The organism is Aeromonas sp. 9A, assembly GCF_963900955.1.
GTDB lineage: Bacteria > Pseudomonadota > Gammaproteobacteria > Enterobacterales > Aeromonadaceae > Aeromonas > Aeromonas salmonicida.
Genome location: NZ_CAWRFG010000001.1, coordinates 4,500,849 through 4,518,254 on the forward strand (window position 1 = coordinate 4,500,849; position 17,406 = coordinate 4,518,254).

Sequence of the window (17,406 nt, forward strand, 5' to 3'; positions counted from 1 at the left end):
TGAGATAATAATCACCACTAGGACCACAATAATGCTGACGAAACGGGAGGCCATGTTCATAGTTACAACCGGAAATCCTGTGAAATTGGGGCGGTTTGCACCGCGAATGGCTATTAGAACTAGCACGGTGATTTTTATTGGGCAAGCCTTTTTTACCTGACAAGACTCTGATTTTGACTAAGCAGCAGCCTTGCGGCTGGAACAAAAAACCAATAAAAAACGGTTAACCAGCACATACATCAAACCAAGGACGGGATTTATGTCATTAGCTGTGGTTTATAGCCGTGCCAGCCTGGGGATAGCGGCGCCGCAAGTCACGGTGGAAGTTCACCTCTCCAACGGTCTGCCCGCCTTCAACATGGTGGGATTGCCGGAAACGTCGGTGAAGGAATCCCGGGATCGGGTGCGCAGTGCCCTGCTAAACGGCAATTTCGAGTTCCCGAGCAAACACATCACGGTCAACCTGGCCCCCGCCGACCTGCCCAAGGAGGGAGGCCGTTTCGATCTGGCTATCGCCATCGGCATTCTCGCCGCTTCCAAGCAGATACCGGCAAAATACCTGCTCAATCACGAATTTTTAGGGGAGTTGGCCCTGACCGGCGAGATCCGTCCCGTGCTCGGGGTGCTGCCCGCCGTGCTCGCCTGCCGCGATGCGGGGCGCACCCTGCTGGTACCGAGAGAAAATGGCCCCGAAGCCTCCCTCATTCAGGATGCCGAGGTGCGTACCGCCCACCAGCTGCTGGCCGTCACCGCCTGGCTGGCAGGTCAATATGAGCTGCCTCTGCCGGAGCCCCAGACCACGGACTCCCTGCCCGATGTGCCGGATCTGCAGGATGTGATCGGCCAGTCACAGGCCAAGCGGGCATTGGAGATCGCTGCCGCCGGCAGCCACAATCTGCTGTTCATAGGCCCGCCCGGTACCGGCAAGAGCATGCTGGCCAGCCGTTTGCCCGGCATCTTGCCACCCCTGAGCGAGCAGGAGGCGCAGCAGACCGCCGCCATCCACTCCATCGGCGGCCTGACCCCGCGCGCCGGTCACTGGCACCACAGACCCTATCGCACGCCGCACCACAGTGCCTCTGCGGTAGCGCTGGTGGGCGGTGGCAGCCATCCGCGGCCCGGCGAAATTTCGTTGGCCCATAACGGGGTGTTGTTTTTGGACGAACTACCCGAGTTCGAGCGCAAGGTGCTCGACTCCCTGCGCGAACCGCTGGAGACGGGCCACATCACCATCAGCCGCGCCGCCCGTCAGGTGGATTTTCCCGCCCGCTTTCAACTGGTGGGCGCCATGAACCCCAGCCCCTGCGGCCACTATGGTGACGGCCAGACCCGCTCCAGCCCGGATCAGATATTGCGCTATCTCGGCAAGCTCTCCGGCCCCTTCCTCGATCGCTTCGACCTGACGGTGGAGGTGCCGCTGCTGCCCAAGGGGAGTCTCACCGGCAAGGCGGAGCGGGGGGAATCGAGCCAGCAGATCCGCGATCGGGTACTGGCGGCGCGGGAGCGAATGCTGAGCCGCAATGGCAAGCTCAACAATCTGCTGGATAGTCGTGAAATCGAAGATATTTGCCGATTATTGCCGCAAGATGCCGAGTTTTTGGAGAATGCCATCCAGAAGCTGGGCCTCAGCATCCGGGCCTGGCACCGCATACTGCGGGTGTCACGCACCATAGCCGATCTGGCGGGGCGACCTGCGATCGAGAAGGAGCATCTGATCGAAGCACTCGGCTACAGAGCCATGGACAGGCTGCTGTCGCGGCTGCGCAGCGGCTGAATGGCTGGGATAGAGAGATAGTGAGTCCCACATGCGTGATGGTCCCGTGCATGGTCTAGCGGCTCATCGGCTGATATTATGGTCACAGATCTGACCACTTGGTTGCCACCCACAGACAACGAGACGGACCCGACTCATGCACAACAAGCTGATAGAGCGGCTGCGCGGCAGCCTCTCGACCCTGCTCTATTTTTTCAACACCCTCTTCTGGTTTATCCCCATCTTCTTGCTGGGCATTTTCAAGCTGCTGTTGCCGCTCAAAGGCTGGCGTACCCTCTGCAACGCTCTGCTTGATGGCTGCGCAAGCTGCTGGATCGGTGTCAACAACCTGATCCAGAAAACCATCATAGGGACCTCTTTCGAGGTGGTCGGCGCGGACAAAGGAAGCCGTGATGAGTGGTACATGGTGATTGCCAACCATCAATCCTGGGTCGACATACTGGTACTGCAGCGGGTTTTTAATCAAAAAATCCCCTTCCTGAAGTTTTTCCTCAAGAAAGAGCTGATTTGGGTACCTTTTCTCGGTCTGGCCTGGTGGGCGCTGGACTTCCCCTTCATGCGGCGCTATTCCCGTAAATTTCTGGAAAAATGGCCACATCTGAAGGGAAAAGACATAGAAACAACCCGAAAGGCCTGTGCCAGGTTTCGCCACATTCCGGTGAGTGTGATGAACTTCGTGGAGGGCACCCGCTTCACCGCCCACAAGCACGACAAACAGGCAGCGCCTTATCGCCATCTGTTGCACCCGAGGGCAGGCGGCATCGCCTTCACCCTGGCGGCCATGGGCGACCAGCTGCATCAATTGGTGGATGTGACCATCGCCTATCCGGGTGGTATCCCCAGTTACTGGGACTTCATGTGCGGTCGGGTGAAGGAGATCAAGGTTCAGGTCCGCTTTCTGCCGATTGAACGCAAGCTGGTAGGGGATTACTTCAATGACCCCGAGTTCCAACAGACGTTTCAACAGTGGTTGAACGGGATCTGGCACGAAAAGGACCAGACCCTTAGCCAACTGCTGGCAGACAAGGCGCAGTAAAAGACCCCTCGCCAATCCAGCTCTACTAGGCAGCAGGGCTGGCCTTCAGGTTGGTGGCCATGGCAACAGTTTGAGAGTGGTTTTCAGGAGTGGCTGAATGCGCGTTGGTAGGAAACTGACGTTGTGCGGGCACAAGTGATACAGGCCGATGCTATGGGTCAGTTTGGCGTTGAGTCCGACTCCTTGGCGATTGCCGAAACAAGCGCCAAGGCTAGTTCTGGCAACTGCTCCTCGCTGAACACTGCGATGCCGTTGCGACGCAGCAGGGCCGTGGTCTTGCCCTCACCCGCAACTGACACACCTTCGAAGCGGCCGTTATAGATACGGTCGCTGCCGCATGAGGGGCTCCCCTCTTTCAGCAGCGCGAAGCGAATCCCCTGCGCCTGACAGAGCGCAAGAGCCAGCTCGGCACCGCGATCGAACTCGGCCGTCACATCCAGTCCACTCGCGGTCAGCACCTGGTCGCCCTGCCGCTCGGCAGGGGGGCGCGGAGTCGGCAGTCCGCCGGCCACTTCGGGGCAGAAAGAGTGCGTTCGCCCCTCGGCGCCAAGCTCACTCAGCCAGTCGCTGACAATCCCCTTGCTCTGGCCATCGTAACGTACCGGCTGACCCAGCAAGCAGGCGCTCACCAGCACACGAACAGGGAACGCACTCACGCTTCTGCCCCGTGCATCACCTGATCGAACATGACGCAGCAAGGGCTCTCCAACCGGTAGAGGATGGCGGGGCGCTGCTTGCCGGTGCGCTTGCGGCCGGTATCCACCAGAATGTCGGCACGATGGATGCGCTTGCGAAATGCCGCCGTGTTCATCGGAGTTTGCAGAATGATTTCAAAGGCACGCTGCACTTCGGAGAGAGTGAACTCGGGCCCCAGCAGTTGCAGCGGCAAGGTGCTGTAGCGACTCTTGATCCGCAGTCTCTCCAGCCCTCTGGCGATAAGCTGGGTATGATCGAAGGCGAGGCTGAGGCCGGGCAGGGCCGAGAGTGGATGCCAGCAACCGTGCACGGCTTCGACTTCCGGATCGACCAGACAGAGGTAGACCAGCGCGGTGGACCAGCCACGGGGATCCCGCTCCAGATTGCCGAGAGTGCAGACCTGTTCGCTGTAGCAATGGCCGAGCCCCCACTCCGCCAGCAGGCGATGGCGGGCCGTGTCCAGGTCCCGATCCCGAGTCTCGTCGATGCGCAGTGCCGGCAGTTGCCAGCAGTTGGCAAAGGGGGGGTGATCGCGGGTTTCGAGCAACAGCTCGAGCCGCTCCTCGTACAACCGCAGCACCACCATATCCAGACTCATTCTCAGCATGTCGATCGCCCTGCTCGCCTTCCATTAATGTTTGGTAGATAATATCACACGAATAGTATGTGAAGGAGCCAATCATGGGAACCGTCGCCAGCCTGGATATTGATGCGCAGAAGGGATTTACTCCCCTCTGCCCGAACGAACTGCCCGTCGTGGGCGGGGATGATATTGTGGCTGCGCTCAACGCTCAGGCCACCCTCGCCACCCTGCGTATTGGCAGCAAAGACTCCCATCCCGCCAACGCAGCCTGGGCCGTCAGTGACCCCGCCGGCATGCTGTTGCCGCTGGACTTGCCCAATGCCGACCTCACCTGGCCGGTACACTGCGTGCCCGGCACCCAAGGCTTCGAGCTGCTGGATGGCCTGCCCGCCCCCATCGATTACGACTTCTTCGTCTGGAAGGGGGTCGAGCCGGATCTGCATCCCTACGGCACCTGCTTCCACGACCTGGCCGAACGGCGCAGCACAGGACTCATCGAGTTTCTGCAAGCCCGCAAGGTCGACACTGTGCTGGTCGGCGGCCTCGCCACCGACTACTGCGTCAAGACCAGCGTGTTGCAACTGCGCCACGCCGGTTTTCGGGTGATCGTCCATCTCGATGCCTGCCGTGGCATAGCCCCGGATACGGTTGCCAGCGCCCACTCCCAGATGATCGAAGCCGGGGCCGAGCTGGCCCAGACCCTGATCGATATACAACGCCTGCTGGATGCCTGATATGCCACCGATTCTCACCAGCCTGCTCGACACCGATGCCTGCACGTTACACATGCAGCAGGGGAGCACCATCGTGCTCACCAGTCTGCGAGGAGCCTGATATGCCTCCAATCCTCACCAGCCTGCTCGACACCGATGCCTACAAGCTGCATATGCAGCAGGCGGTGTTCCACCGCTATCCTGATGCCGAGGTAGTGGCCGAATTCCACAGCCGCAACGAAGAAGATCTGCTGCCCATGATGGGCCAGATCGAGGAGCAACTGCGTCTCGCCGGATCCCTGCGACTGACCAAACCCGAGCTCGATTTTCTGGCCGAGCGCCCCTTCTTCACCCCTGACTACCTCGACCACCTGCGCCGCAAACCGCTTGATGCCTCCCTGCTCAAGGTGTTCGAGCAGGATGGCCGCATCAATGTGCGGGTCGAAGGGTCCTGGCAGGATGTGATCCTGTGGGAAATCCCTGTGCTCGCCATCATCAGCGAGATGCGCAACCGCTTCCGCTACCCCCAGTTTGGCGTCAGCCAGGCGCTGGATCGGCTCGATCAAAAGATCGACAAGCTGGAACAGGACCTCAGCCCGGAAGAGATGAGCGAGTTCAACCTCATCGACTTCGGTACCCGTCGCCGCTTCTCCCATGCGGTGCAGGATGCGGTAGTGGGCCGTCTCAAGGAGCGGCTGCCGGCATTTCGCGGCACCAGCAACTACCTGCTGGCCCAAAAATACCAACTACCAGCCGTGGGCACCCAGGCCCACGAGTGGTTCCAGGCTCACCAGCAGCTCGGCTTCCCGCTCGAGCACAGCCAACGCGCCGCCCTCACCAGCTGGCTGGACGAATTCACCAACCACCTGGGGATCGCCCTGACCGACTGCATCACCATGGACGCCTTCCTGCGTGACTTCGATTTCGAGCTGGCCAGCCGTTATCAGGGTCTGCGCCACGACTCCGGCGACCCTGTTGTGTGGGGCGAGAAGGCCATCAGCCACTACCAGCGCCTCGGCATAGACCCCACAGACAAGACGCTGGTCTTCTCCGATGGACTCAACCTCGACAAGGCGGTGCAGCTGTTCCGCCACTTCCGTGGCCGCATCAACACCAGCTTCGGCATCGGCACCAAGCTCACCTGCGATCTGCCCGGTGTCAGCCCCATGAACATCGTCTTCAAGCTGATGGAGTGCAACGGCGGCCCGGTCGCCAAGATCTCCGACAGCCCGGGCAAGACACTGTGCCGGGATGCGGACTTCATCCGCAACCTCAAGCAGGCCTTCCACGTCGGGGTGTAACATGCCTTTTTGAGGAGCCCATCTTGCGCAGAGCGCCGGTGGCCCCCTACCATGACCCTCTTGAAAGGTCCGACTGGTGTCGGGCCTTTCTCTTGCCCGAACGACAGACCACAAGGAACCGCCCATGACCTCTAAATGGATATTTGCCCTCACCACCCTGCTGGCCAGCCTGGGCGCCACTGCCGCCGAGCCGCTGCGGGTATCCGCCATCCCGGACGAAGCCCCCACCGAGTTGCAGCGCAAGTTCGCCCCGCTGGGAGAATATCTGGCCGAGAAGACGGGGCGCGAGGTGGTGTTCGTACCGGTCAACGATTACGCCGCCGTGGTCGAGGCGCTGGCCGCCGGCAAGCTCGACATGGCCTGGCTCGGGGGTTTCACTTATGTGCAGGCCCATCGTCGGGCCGACAAGGTAGTGCCGCTGGTCCAGCGCCAGGAGGATGCCCAGTTCACCTCCAAATTCATCGCTAACGCCGACAGCGGCATCAAGACCCTGGCCGATACCAGGGGCAAGGACTTCGCCTTCGGCTCCCCCTCCTCCACCTCGGGTCACCTGATGCCGCGCCACTTCCTGGCCGAGCAGGGCATCAATCCGGAGCGTGACTTCGCCCATGTCGCCTTCTCCGGCGCCCACGACGCCACCGTCGCCTGGGTCGCCTCCGGCAAGGTGCCGGCCGGTGCGCTCAACGCCTCCGTGTGGGACAAGCTGGTGGAAGAGGGCAAGGTCGATACCGCCAAGGTGAAGGTGATCTGGACCACGCCGACCTACTTTGATTACAACTGGACAGTGCGTGGCGACCTGGATCCGGCGCTGCAGGATAAAATCAAGCAGGCTTTCCTCAGCCTGGATCCTGCCGTCCCGGCTCAGGCCGAGATCCTCAAGCTGCAACGGGCCAGCCGTTTCATCGAAACCAGGCCCGAGAACTACCTGGGCATAGAAGCGGCCGCGACCCAGGCCGGTCTGCTGAAGTGATCGCCGTTGCGCTGAATGGAGCAGGGCTGCGGCTCGGCGAGAGCCGCATCCTGCATCCGCTTCACCTGCAGATCGAGGCGGGGGAGTGTGTCGCCATCATAGGGCCGAGCGGCGCGGGCAAGACCAGCCTGCTGCGGCTGATCGGCACAGAGCTGCGCGGTGAACTGGCACTCTCCCTGTGGGGGGCAGATCCCTGGGCCCTCTCCACCCGGGCCCGCCAGCGGCTGCGCAGCCGGATCGGCATGGTCTGGCAGCAGCCTCCGCTGCCCGCCTCCCAGCCTGTGGTGACTGCCGTGCTGGCTGGCAGACTCGGCCAGTGGTCCCTCGTTCGCGCCCTGCTCTCGCTGCTGCGCCCCTGCGATCCGGACGGTGCACGGGCCGAACTGGCCCGCCTCGGCCTCGCCGACAAGTGGCAGCAGCGCTGCGGCGAGCTCTCCGGTGGCCAGCTACAGCGGGTCGGCATAGCCCGGGTGCTCTATCAGCAGCCGGACCTGATGCTGGCCGATGAACCCGTCTCCGCCCTCGATCCCGTGCTCGCCCGGAGCAGCCTGGATGCCCTGCTGGCGCAAGCCCGAGCTCGCGGCAGCACCCTGATCGCCAGCCTGCACGCGGTCGAACTGGCGCTCGAGCGCTTCCCGCGCATCATAGGCCTGCGCGAGGGACGGGTGCAGTTCGACTGCCCCGCCGCCGCCGTCACCCCGGCCATGCTGGCTGCCCTCTACGCCGGTGACCAGGCCGGTGACCAGGAGGCACTGCCGTGCATCGGCTGATGAGCCGCTGGCGCCATCCTCTGCCCTGGCTGCTGGCCCTGGTCGGCTACAGCCTGTGGCAGCAGGCCGACGGCTGGCTGGGCCTGCTTGATGGTCAGAGCTGGCGACAGATGGGCAACTTTCTCGCCACCAGCTGGCCACCCCGCCTGGATCAGGACTTTCTGGCCCTGACCCTGACCGCTACCCTGGAGAGTCTGGCCGTGGCGACTCTGGGGCTGGCCGGTGCCCTGCTGCTCGGCATTCCGTTCGCCCTGCTCGGCTCCCGCGCCCTGTCGCTGGCCGAGCTGGGCCCCATCCCCAGCCCGCTGCGCGGCGCCTTGCGCTCTTTCAGCCGGCTCATCGCCATTCTGCTGCGCAGCCTGCCCGAGCTCATCTGGGCGCTGCTGTTCGTGCGTCTGTCGGGGCTCGGGCCCCTGGCCGCCATCCTGGCCATCGCCGTCAGCTACGGCGGCATGCTGGCCAAGGTCTACAACGAGATCATGGAGAGCGACGCCCTGCAACCGGCCCGCGCCCTGCTGCTCGGCGGCAGCGGCCGCCTGCAGGCGCTCTGGTACGGCGTGCTGCCCGCGGTGCGCCAGGAGCTGCTTTCCTACACAGTCTATCGCTGGGAGTGTGCTCTGCGCGCCTCCGTTATCATGGGCTTCGTCGGTGCCGGCGGGCTCGGCCAGCAGCTCGAACTCTCGTTGCGCATGTTTGCCGGTGGCGAGGTAGTGACCCTGCTGCTGGCCTTCATCCTGCTGGTGACCCTAGCCGACGGCCTCAGCGCCTGGCTGCGCCACACCCGCTCCCCCGGCCTGCAACTGCTTGCCTGCCTGGGGCTGGCCAGCGCCATGGCACTCCACCAGCTCGACTGGCGCATGCTGAGTTTTTCCTTCGGCGGGCTGGGCCGGTTCATCGGCGAGTTTCTGCAACCGGACTGGTCGGGGCCTTTTCTGCGAACAGTCGGCCTTGGCCTGCTCGATACGGTGCAGATGGCATTGCTGAGTACCCTGTTGAGCGCCCTGCTGGCCCTGCCGCTGGCCTGCCTTGCCCGCCACTGCTGGCCACTGAGGCTGCTGTTCAACCTGCTGCGATCCGTGCCGGAGCTCATCTTCGCCAGCCTGCTGGTGATCGCGGTCGGGCTGGGGCCGGTGGCGGGCATACTGGCGCTCACCCTGCACACCACGGGTGTGCTGGCCCGGCTGTTCGTGGAGACGCTGGAGAATGCGGATCAGGCCCCTCGCCTCGCCCTGCAATTGAGCGGCTCCGGCCCCACGGCCAGCTTCTGGTACGGGCTGTTTCCACTGGTGTCACGCCAATGGCTGGCCTACAGCCTCTATCGCGGCGAGATGAACCTGAGGGCCGCTACCATACTGGGGGTGGTGGGCGCAGGGGGGCTGGGGCAGCAGCTCTATGTGTCGCTCAGCCTGTTCCGTTACGATCAGGCAGCCACCCTGATCCTGGCCATCTTGCTGCTGGTCTGGCTGGCTGAGGGGATCAGCCGCCGCTCCCGTTTGCCGCGCCCAGCCCCCTCCCAGCGGGACTGCCAGATCTGAATCGGGAGCAAGCAGCCGGCGTCGAGCTGGCCAGGCTCCAATCCCGATAAACAAAAAGCCCGCCGGTTTGCACCGGCGGGCTTTTTCCATGGGTTACTGCGGGATCAGTCTTTCTTGGCCAGCAGGAAATTCACCAACTGGCTGAACTGTTCCTGAGAAGTAATGGATTCGATCTTAACCATATACTTGCCGTTGACCAGGAAGGCCGGCACACCGCGAATGTTGTAGCTCTCGGTGTTGCGATCAAACTGGGACACCATGCCGGATACGGCGAAGCTGTCGACGGCACCGTCGAACTCTTCAGCCGGCACGCCGTTATCCAGGAAGATCTGCTTCACATCCGAGCGGCTCTGCGGATACTGGCGTTGGGTATGGATCTTGTTGAAGATAGCCGGGGTCAGCTTGGCTTCAACATTCAGCAGGCTGGCCAGGGCATAGGCGCGCTGCATTTCCGGACCCATCTCGCGGCCCAGGAAGGCCACCGGGTTCTTCTTGAGGGGAACGCCTTCTGGCATCCCCGCTTTCAACTGTTCAACGATCGGCTCGAAGGTCGCGCAGTGCGGGCAGTAGTAGGAGAAAAACTCCACCACTTCCGGCTGGGCACTGCCTGTCTGTTTGACCACGTCATAGTTAACGCCTTCCTTGAATTCGGGGGCGGCGTGAACCATGGGGATCATCAGCATGGCAGCGAGGAAAAATAGTACTTTTTTCATGACGTTTCCTGTTAAGGGATCACTGTGAGGCACGCCCGGCGAACCGAAGCAGTGCCAAGCCTATTGCGTCACCACTCAGACGTCAATGGCAAAGGGCCACACCGGCAGGCGCTACGGCAGAGAGCGTCATCGACAGACAATCGCTGTGGGCTGATGCCGACGCGCCCTCGCTCACCACCCCGGCGTCAGGGTCAAAGGTGGTGCCTTGAGCGCGGCCAGTTGATCGTGCAGGGTCGCAATCTGCTGACGCCAGTAGTGGTCGGTATTGAACCAGGGGAAGTGACGGGGGAAGGCGGGATCTTCCCAGCGCCGTGCCAGCCAGGCCATATAGTGAACGATGCGCATGGCCCGCAGCGGCTCAATCAAGGCCAGCTCGCGCGGGTCGAACTCCATGAACTCCTCATAGCCAGCCAGCAGGGTATCGAGCTGGATCAACTGCTCGTGGCGCTCGCCGCTCAGCATCATCCAGAGATCCTGGATGGCGGGGCCGGTGCGGCAGTCGTCGAGATCGACAAACATGGGGCCGTCACGCCACAGAATATTGCCCGGATGACAGTCACCATGCAGGGAGATCTGTGCCACATCCAGAGTCATAGCATCGCAGACGTGCTTGATCAGCTCGTCGAGTACACCGAAGAATTGCTTGGCCAGCCCGCTCGGCAGCCATTCACCGGATGCCAGCAGCTCGCGCGGTTCGTGCAGCATGCTCTCCACATCCAGTCGGACGCGGTGATGGAAGGATCGGCTGGCACCGATCTGGTGAATCCGGCCAAGATAGCGCCCCACCCACTCCAGCTGATCCAGGTTGTCCACCTCGAACTGGCGGCCTCCCACGCTCTGCCAGATGGCAAAGGGGTAGCCCTGGTGCTCCAGCAAGGTTTCACCCGCGAAGGAGAGCGGCGCAGCGACCGGGATCTCCGCCTCATTGAGTCGGGCGGCAAAGTCGTGCTCTTCCAGGATCTGGGCACGACTCCAGCGACCGGGACGGTAGAACTTCACCACATAGCGGCGGCGCTCCTCGTCCTGAAACTGATAGACCCGGTTTTCGTAACTGTTGAGCTCGATGAGACCGGAGTCGAGTCGCAGACCGCTGAGATCCAGCGCATCCATGATGAGGTCGGGAGTAAGGTCGGAATAGTTGAAACGCATGTCATCCACCATTAAAAAGGGGCGCCGTTGCGCCCCATTCTATCACCACTAAGCTCAATGGCGTTCCAAACCAATCAGTTGCACCAACTATTCCCATTACAGCCGGCTGATAAACTTGCTGGCCTGACGCAGTGTGCCCTTGCTGTCATCGGCTGCCGCCCCATCCCGTTTCAGCACGAACTGTATATCCAGGGTCGGCTTCTTCAGGTTGAAGGGATCGACCGCCACGCTCACCGGCAGGGTGTAGATCTCGCCCGCCTTCAGGGTCACTTCGCGGGGGCCGAACCACTCGTGCTCCGGCAGCCCTTCCACATCCAGCTGATAGGTCTGGGCATGCAGTGTCTTGTTGAGGATTTTGAGGGTATAGGTGTTCTCGATGAGCCCCTCGCTGTTCTCGCGGAACAGCTGGTTGCGATCCCGCAGTATGTCGAGCCCCATGGGCATGATGGACATGGCGTTGTAGACGAACACCCCCAGCATGATGACCATCACCAGGCCATAACCGAGCAGCTTGGGCCGCGCCACATGGGTGCTGTTATGGGCCAGCTTGTGCTCTGTGGTGTAGCTGATCAGCCCTTTCGGATAGCCCATCCGATCCATGGTCTGGTCGCAGGCGTCGACGCAGGCACCACAATTGATGCACTCGTACTGCAGGCCGTCGCGGATGTCGATGCCGGTCGGGCAGACCTGAACGCAGAGGTCGCAATCGATGCAATCCCCCAACCCCAGCGCCTTGGGATCCGCTTTTCGACTACGGGCACCCCGGGTCTCACCACGCTTGGTGTCGTAGCCGACGATGAAGGTGTCCTTGTCGAACATGGCTGACTGGAAGCGGGCATAGGGGCACATGTGGATACACATGATGGCACGCATCCAGCCGGCATTGCCGTAGGTACAGGCCGTGAAAAACAGTACCCAGAAGATGACCCAGCCACTCGCCTGCAGGGTAAAGAAGTCGGGCACCAGCTCGGTCACATCCTGGAAATAGGCGACGAAAGTGAGACCGGTACCGAGGGATAGCAGGATCCAGGCCAGATGCTTGGCCCCCTTGCGGGCCAGCTTCTCGCCACTCCAGGGAGCAGCATCCAGCTTGCGCCGCTTGTTGGCGGCGCCTTCCAGCTTCTCTTCAAACCAGATGAACATGAAGGTCCAGACCGTCTGCGGGCAGAGATAGCCGCACCAGACCCGGCCGAGGAAGGTGGTCACGAAGAAGAGGGCAAAGGCGGCGATCATGAAGATCCAGGCCAGCAGGGTCAGATCCTGCGGCCAGATGGTGGCACCAAAAATGTGGAACTGCTGATGGCCAACATCGAACAGCACGGCCTGACGACCGTCATAGCGCAACCAGGGCAAGGCGACGAAGAGCACCACGAAGAACCAGCCCATGACCTTGCGCATCCGCTGCCAATAGCCGGTCTGTGCCCTCACGTAAATGCGGTTGCCGGGATTGAACCTGTCATCGCTGGCTTTGAACGTGTTCGGGTTGAAAGTCCCGGTGACGCCCTTGTCAGTCACATCCTTGATATCGATTTTTTCATGATCGGCCATTGCAAGACACAGCTCCCTTATTTGTTATGGAGCGGATTATATCTTAAACAGCCTGCTAATTGTGTGGGTAAGATGTATCTAATGTTCGAGTCGTGTCGCAATTTTCAGCAACAAAAAAAGCGTATCGCCGGTTGACGATACACCTCTCATTGAGATTCTCTTGAAGCCACTCAGCCCGGTTTGTACCGAGCCAGGATCACTTGATGCCGCGAGCCTTGAGCAGGGCTTCCTTGAAATCGGGTACATGATCCTTGGCCAGACCCGGGATCATCGCCTGCTTGTCGGATTCCCGCATCTTGAGGTGGTAGATCAGCATGTCGTCGGTCAGGTCGGACAAGGCGCCGTCATAGCCAGCTTCCGCCGCCAGTTTGGCAACAAACTGCACCAGGCTGAGATCCTGTTCCTTGATCCAGGCAGGCTGCAACAACTCCAGCAGCTCTTCGATACGATGACATTGCATAGACAACCTCTTTAATCTGTCATGTGAAACTCAGGCAACCTTACCCATCAAGGCTACTTCGATACGATCCCGTCCATTATGCTTGGCCTGATAGAGGGCCGCATCCGCTTTTTGGATAAGCTCCGCGATGGAGCCGCTCTGATCCGGCACCAGAGTGGCGACCCCGAAACTGCAACTGACCCGGCCAGAGACCAGGGATTTCTGGTGGGGGATACCCAGATCCTTGAGGGCCATTCGCACGTTTTCGGCAATCTGCAAGGCCCCCTGCATGCTGGTACAGGGCAGCAACAGAGCGAACTCCTCCCCGCCGTAACGAGCGGCGAGATCATCCTCGCGGCGCTGCACCTCGGCCAGCAACGCCGCCACCCGTTGCAGACACTCGTCACCCTGCTGATGACCATACAGATCATTGAATTGCTTGAAATAATCTACATCCACCAGCACCAGCGACAGGGGCGCCCGGGCGCGGTGACAGCGGCGCCATGCCCGTTCCAGAGAGTCGTCGAGGTGGGCGCGGTTGGCGATGCCGGTCAGGCCGTCGAGGCGGGAGGTGAGACGCAAATGCTCGGAGACGGCCTTCAGCTCGGCCACCAGATCGGCGTTGGAGAAGCGGTGGTAGAGAGAGGCGACCTGATCCCGCCGCAGACGGCGCAGCAGGGTCGGCAAGAAGACAAACAGATAGCCTGCCAGCATGCAGGAGACAATCCGCTCCTGCTCGTTGCCGGCCCCCAGCTCGAACAGCATGGCAAGCCCGAGTGGCAAGACGGCGCCATAGAGGGAGCGGCGGCTGCCAAACAGCATGATGGCACTGCCGGTGAGGATCAGGCTGGAGAGCATCATCATGGCGGCACGATAGGTGTCGGGCAGCTTGTCCATGTAGAGCAGCACACCGAGCGCCCAGATGATGGAGGTAATGGTGACCCCGATGAACAGCTCGCGTTCCAGCACTGGCAAGGGGGTCTGCGTCAGACTGGACTGACGCCAGCGCAGGTGCCAGCCACGACACAGCAGCAGCAGGCAGACCAGAGCCAACCAGCCGAGCGCCTCGCCGGCGGGCAGGTAATCGTGGAACAGCAGGCTCCAGCCGAGTGCCAGCAGGCCCAGGCAAGGCAGGCTGAATGAGGAGTGAGTATAAAGCTGGGCCATGATGGCCTGCTTCACCTGACGTGTCACACTCTGAGTCAACTGCATGCTCCCTTTACAAGAGCCGCACAGTCTACCACTCCCCCTTCCGGGCCAACAATAAAACGTCTGTTATTAAGCGGTTAGTCAACCGCGTTCCAGCTCGTCCAGGATAGGACACTCAGGATTTTCGTCCCCGTGGCAGCAACAGACCAGCCCTTCGAGGGAGGTCAGCATGGCTTGCAAGCCTGCGATGCGGCTGCGCAGATCAACTATTTTCTCCTGCGCCAGCTTCTTCACCTGAGCGCTGGTTCTGTGCTCGTTCCGATAGAGCGCCAACAGCTCCTGGCACTCCTCCAGATTGAAGCCTGTCTCCCGCGCCCGCTTGACGAAGCGCAGCTCCCGCAACGCACCCTCCGTGTAGCTGCGATAACCGTTATCGCTGCGTACAGGGGCTGAAATGAGGCCGATACTCTCGTAGTAGCGAATCGTCTTGGCGGTCAGCCCCGTGGCCTTGGCAACCTTGCTGATGTTCATTTATGTCTCCTTACCAATCTGGATGAGGGCTGGTGTGTGCGCCGCCTTGGGCTGCCAGCGTTTCAGTAACAGGGAATTGCTCAATACCGTGATGCTGCTCAGGGCCATGGCCGCCCCCGCCAGCTCGGGGCTGAGATAACCCAGCGCCGCCAGCGGAATGCCGATGATATTGAATACGAAGGCCCAGAACAGGTTCTGCTGTATGGTGCGCCAGGTGGCTGCAGAGATGTCGATGGCATCGGCCACCAAGCGAGGGTCAGATCGCATGAGAGTGATGGAGGCGGTCTCCATTGCCACATCGGAGCCGGAGCCCATGGCGATGCCCACGTCCGCCGCCGCCAGCGCAGGGGCGTCGTTCACCCCGTCGCCCACCATGGCCACCAGCCCATGAGTGCTTGCGCGCAGCGCCTCCACTTTTTCCACCTTGCCCGCAGGCAGCACAGAGTCAAAGGCTCCGTCCAGCCCCAGCTTGGCGGCGATATGGGCCACGGGTGCCGGCGCATCGCCGCTCACCAGCCAGCTGGCGATACCACGCTGACGCAAGATGGAGATGGCTTCCGGGCTCTCTGGCCTCAAGGTATCGGCCAGGGCGGCGATGCCGACGGCCACGCCGTCGATGACAACCCAGACCCGGGTCGCACCGTCAGCAGGCTCTTCATCCTGCAGCGACTGATCAATCCCGAGCTGAGCCAGCAACGATGAATTGCCGATAGCGACCGAGTGGCCTGCCACTGTGCCGAGGATGCCGGCACCGACCCGTACCTCGACCTCGTCAGGCTGAGGCAGTACCACCTCCTTGCCGATTGCCTCGCGCATCGCCAACGCCAGCGGATGCTCGCTCGCCTGCTGCAAGGCGGCCGCGAGCCGCAACTGCTCGTCATTGCCGCTCCAGCTTGCCAGCACGGGCCGCCCCTGAGTGAGGGTACCTGTCTTGTCGAAGATCAGCGCCTTGATGGCGTGCGCCTTCTGCAGGGTATCCACGTCTTTGATCAGAATGCCGTGACGGGCCGCCACCCCGGTGCCTGTCACTATGGCTGCCGGCGTCGCCAGCCCCAGCGCACAGGGACAGGCGATCACCAGCACGGCCACGGCAGCCAGCAGTGCCTGACCGAAGTCGTGGCCGTAGGCGTACCACACCAGCAAGGTGAACAGGGCAATGGCCATCACCACAGGCACGAACACGGCGGACACCTTGTCCACCAGCTGTTGCAGCGGTGCCTTGCCCATCTGGGCGCTCTCCACCAGGGCGATGATCTTGCTGAGGCTGGAATCCTCCCCCACGGTAGTGGCTTCGATCTCCAGCACGCCGGAGCGGTTGATGGCGCCGCCCAGCACGCCCTCCCCGATACCCCGCGGTACCGGCAAGCTCTCACCGGTGAGGATAGACTCATCGAGATCGCTTGCGCCGCTCACTATCTTGCCATCCACAGGCACTCGCTCGCCCACCAGCACCCGCAACCGATCGCCGCGCAGCACTTCATCTATGGCCAGGCTCTGCCAGCGCTCGCCACGCCAGACGGTGGCGGTTTCCGGCCGCAGCGCCATCAGCTCGCGAATGGCGGACTGGGTACTGCGGCGGGCGCGCGCCTCCAGCAGTTTCCCGAGTGAAATCAAGGTAATTATGATGGCGCTCGCTTCGAAATAGAGCTTGCCGCTGGCGGCCATCCCCAACGTCAGCAGCAGGTAGAGGCTGTAGAAGTAGGCAGCACTGGTGCCGGTCGCCACCAGCACATCCATGTTGGCGGAGCGGTTCTTGATAGCGAGCCAGGCGCCGCGATAGAAGCGGGCCCCAATCCAGAACTGCACCGGGGTAGCGAGCACCAGCTCCAGCCAGGCGGGCAGATGCCAGGGCAGCAGCCCCGCCATGGCGATCATGCCCACCAGCAGCGGCAGGGTCAGCAGAGCTGAAATAACAACCTGGATCAGCGCCTTGTGTGCGGCGGCAGCCTCCTGCACCTCCCGCGCCTGCAACTGCTGGCGGCGACCGCTGGCAGAGCCCTGCGCCAACTGGGCTCCAAAGCCGAGCGCCTCTATACGTTCGCGCAACGAGGCCGGCGTCTGCATACCCGGCACCAGCTCGATGCGGGCCTGCTCGATGGAGAAATTGACCTCAGCCGAAATAACGCCAGGCAATGCCGCCAGCATCTTGTTGAGACGTGCTGAACAGCCTGCGCAGGTCATGCCGCTGATCTGGAAGGAGAGGGTCTCATGGCCGTAGCCATAACCCTGCCCGGTAATGCTGTCGAGTACTTCGGGCAAGCGGGCCGGGTCACCTAGCTCGATGGCCGCCTGCTCCAACGCGAAGTTGACGGTGGCCGTTACTCCCTCAAGCTGGTTAAGGGCAGTGCTGATGCGGCTGGCGCAATTAGCGCAGCTCATGCCGCTGAGCGGCAGTTGCAGATGAATGGGGTCTTGAATCTGGGTGGTCATGGTGTCCTCCTCGGAACCAATCGGCCAAACTGGCTGCCGACCGACAAACCCTAACCTTTACTGTAAGGG

General features: G+C 61.9%; 16 protein-coding genes. 7 read left to right on the forward strand and 9 right to left on the reverse strand.

Features of this window, described 5'->3' with window-relative positions:
* Positions 1–259 precede the first annotated feature (259 nt).
* Together AACX78_RS20820 and AACX78_RS20825 are read left to right on the forward strand one after the other, a co-directional pair.
* On the forward strand, positions 260–1,774 hold the full coding sequence (locus AACX78_RS20820; protein ID WP_159167294.1) for a YifB family Mg chelatase-like AAA ATPase: 1,515 nt from the start codon (positions 260–262) through the stop codon (positions 1,772–1,774).
* Positions 1,775–1,910: 136 nt separating this feature from the next.
* Entirely contained in the window at positions 1,911–2,810 is a 900-nt protein-coding gene (locus tag AACX78_RS20825) for an acyltransferase (protein ID WP_159167295.1), read from the forward strand.
* 158 nt (positions 2,811–2,968) lie between these two features.
* Here the strand turns inward: AACX78_RS20825 and AACX78_RS20830 are convergent, their stop codons facing one another.
* Entirely contained in the window at positions 2,969–3,466 is a 498-nt protein-coding gene (locus AACX78_RS20830) for a DUF523 domain-containing protein (RefSeq protein ID WP_159167296.1), read from the reverse strand.
* Positions 3,463–4,113 (reverse strand): NUDIX hydrolase, encoded by a 651-nt coding sequence (locus tag AACX78_RS20835; RefSeq protein ID WP_011898224.1) that lies wholly within the window; start codon positions 4,111–4,113, stop codon positions 3,463–3,465. Before AACX78_RS20835 ends, AACX78_RS20830 begins: the two co-directional genes overlap by 4 nt.
* A gap of 74 nt (positions 4,114–4,187) precedes the next feature.
* Here AACX78_RS20835 and AACX78_RS20840 point away from each other — a divergent pair, with 74 nt between their 5' ends.
* The 5 genes from AACX78_RS20840 (at position 4,188) to AACX78_RS20860 (ending at position 9,378) form a co-directional block, all read left to right on the forward strand.
* Positions 4,188–4,823: a nicotinamidase gene (locus AACX78_RS20840; protein WP_159167297.1), complete on the forward strand. Its 636-nt coding sequence runs from the start codon at positions 4,188–4,190 to the stop codon at positions 4,821–4,823.
* A 101-nt stretch (positions 4,824–4,924) separates the two neighbouring features.
* Positions 4,925–6,103: a nicotinate phosphoribosyltransferase gene (gene pncB / locus AACX78_RS20845; RefSeq protein WP_159167298.1), complete on the forward strand. Its 1,179-nt coding sequence runs from the start codon at positions 4,925–4,927 to the stop codon at positions 6,101–6,103.
* A 124-nt stretch (positions 6,104–6,227) separates the two neighbouring features.
* The gene (locus tag AACX78_RS20850; protein WP_159167299.1) at positions 6,228–7,073 is read left to right on the forward strand and encodes a putative selenate ABC transporter substrate-binding protein; all 846 of its coding nucleotides are present in this window, start codon (positions 6,228–6,230) and stop codon (positions 7,071–7,073) included.
* The gene (locus tag AACX78_RS20855) at positions 7,070–7,843 is read left to right on the forward strand and encodes a phosphonate ABC transporter ATP-binding protein (protein ID WP_159167300.1); all 774 of its coding nucleotides are present in this window, start codon (positions 7,070–7,072) and stop codon (positions 7,841–7,843) included. Before AACX78_RS20850 ends, AACX78_RS20855 begins: the two co-directional genes overlap by 4 nt.
* A complete protein-coding gene (locus AACX78_RS20860) occupies positions 7,843–9,378 on the forward strand; it encodes a PhnE/PtxC family ABC transporter permease (RefSeq protein WP_159167579.1) in 1,536 nt (511 codons plus the stop codon). Before AACX78_RS20855 ends, AACX78_RS20860 begins: the two co-directional genes overlap by 1 nt.
* A gap of 104 nt (positions 9,379–9,482) precedes the next feature.
* Here AACX78_RS20860 and AACX78_RS20865 read toward each other — a convergent pair whose 3' ends face one another.
* From AACX78_RS20865 to AACX78_RS20895, 7 genes are all read right to left on the reverse strand, one after another.
* Complete coding sequence (locus AACX78_RS20865; RefSeq protein WP_159167301.1) at positions 9,483–10,091, reverse strand: thiol:disulfide interchange protein DsbA/DsbL; 609 nt, start codon at positions 10,089–10,091, stop codon at positions 9,483–9,485.
* A 171-nt stretch (positions 10,092–10,262) separates the two neighbouring features.
* Positions 10,263–11,252 (reverse strand): serine/threonine protein kinase, encoded by a 990-nt coding sequence (locus AACX78_RS20870; protein WP_159167302.1) that lies wholly within the window; start codon positions 11,250–11,252, stop codon positions 10,263–10,265.
* Positions 11,253–11,336: 84 nt separating this feature from the next.
* Complete coding sequence (gene ccoG / locus AACX78_RS20875; RefSeq protein WP_096120015.1) at positions 11,337–12,788, reverse strand: cytochrome c oxidase accessory protein CcoG; 1,452 nt, start codon at positions 12,786–12,788, stop codon at positions 11,337–11,339.
* A gap of 196 nt (positions 12,789–12,984) precedes the next feature.
* Entirely contained in the window at positions 12,985–13,248 is a 264-nt protein-coding gene (locus AACX78_RS20880) for a YihD family protein (protein ID WP_005318183.1), read from the reverse strand.
* 30 nt (positions 13,249–13,278) lie between these two features.
* Positions 13,279–14,433, reverse strand: a complete 1,155-nt coding sequence (locus AACX78_RS20885) for a GGDEF domain-containing protein (RefSeq protein ID WP_181455381.1) — start codon at positions 14,431–14,433, stop codon at positions 13,279–13,281.
* 84 nt (positions 14,434–14,517) lie between these two features.
* Positions 14,518–14,907 carry a Cu(I)-responsive transcriptional regulator gene (cueR, locus tag AACX78_RS20890; protein WP_005318178.1) on the reverse strand — a complete coding sequence of 130 codons (390 nt, stop codon included), beginning with the start codon at positions 14,905–14,907 and terminating at the stop codon, positions 14,518–14,520.
* Positions 14,908–17,337 carry a heavy metal translocating P-type ATPase gene (locus AACX78_RS20895; RefSeq protein ID WP_159167303.1) on the reverse strand — a complete coding sequence of 810 codons (2,430 nt, stop codon included), beginning with the start codon at positions 17,335–17,337 and terminating at the stop codon, positions 14,908–14,910. It lies immediately after the preceding gene.
* Positions 17,338–17,406 lie beyond the last annotated feature (69 nt).

Excerpts from the sequence above, each read along its gene's own strand:
- AACX78_RS20820 (WP_159167294.1), top strand. The coding sequence starts at position 260 with ATGTCATTAGCTGTGGTTTATAGCCGTGCCAGCCTGGGGATAGCGGCG.
- AACX78_RS20825 (WP_159167295.1), top strand. The coding sequence starts at position 1,911 with ATGCACAACAAGCTGATAGAGCGGCTGCGCGGCAGCCTCTCGACCCTG.
- AACX78_RS20835 (WP_011898224.1), bottom strand. The coding sequence starts at position 4,113 with ATGCTGAGAATGAGTCTGGATATGGTGGTGCTGCGGTTGTACGAGGAG.
- AACX78_RS20840 (WP_159167297.1), top strand. The coding sequence starts at position 4,188 with ATGGGAACCGTCGCCAGCCTGGATATTGATGCGCAGAAGGGATTTACT.
- pncB (WP_159167298.1), top strand. The coding sequence starts at position 4,925 with ATGCCTCCAATCCTCACCAGCCTGCTCGACACCGATGCCTACAAGCTG.
- AACX78_RS20850 (WP_159167299.1), top strand. The coding sequence starts at position 6,228 with ATGACCTCTAAATGGATATTTGCCCTCACCACCCTGCTGGCCAGCCTG.
- AACX78_RS20860 (WP_159167579.1), top strand. The coding sequence starts at position 7,843 with ATGAGCCGCTGGCGCCATCCTCTGCCCTGGCTGCTGGCCCTGGTCGGC.
- AACX78_RS20865 (WP_159167301.1), bottom strand. The coding sequence starts at position 10,091 with ATGAAAAAAGTACTATTTTTCCTCGCTGCCATGCTGATGATCCCCATG.
- AACX78_RS20870 (WP_159167302.1), bottom strand. The coding sequence starts at position 11,252 with ATGGTGGATGACATGCGTTTCAACTATTCCGACCTTACTCCCGACCTC.
- ccoG (WP_096120015.1), bottom strand. The coding sequence starts at position 12,788 with ATGGCCGATCATGAAAAAATCGATATCAAGGATGTGACTGACAAGGGC.
- AACX78_RS20880 (WP_005318183.1), bottom strand. The coding sequence starts at position 13,248 with ATGCAATGTCATCGTATCGAAGAGCTGCTGGAGTTGTTGCAGCCTGCC.
- cueR (WP_005318178.1), bottom strand. The coding sequence starts at position 14,907 with ATGAACATCAGCAAGGTTGCCAAGGCCACGGGGCTGACCGCCAAGACG.
- AACX78_RS20895 (WP_159167303.1), bottom strand. The coding sequence starts at position 17,337 with ATGACCACCCAGATTCAAGACCCCATTCATCTGCAACTGCCGCTCAGC.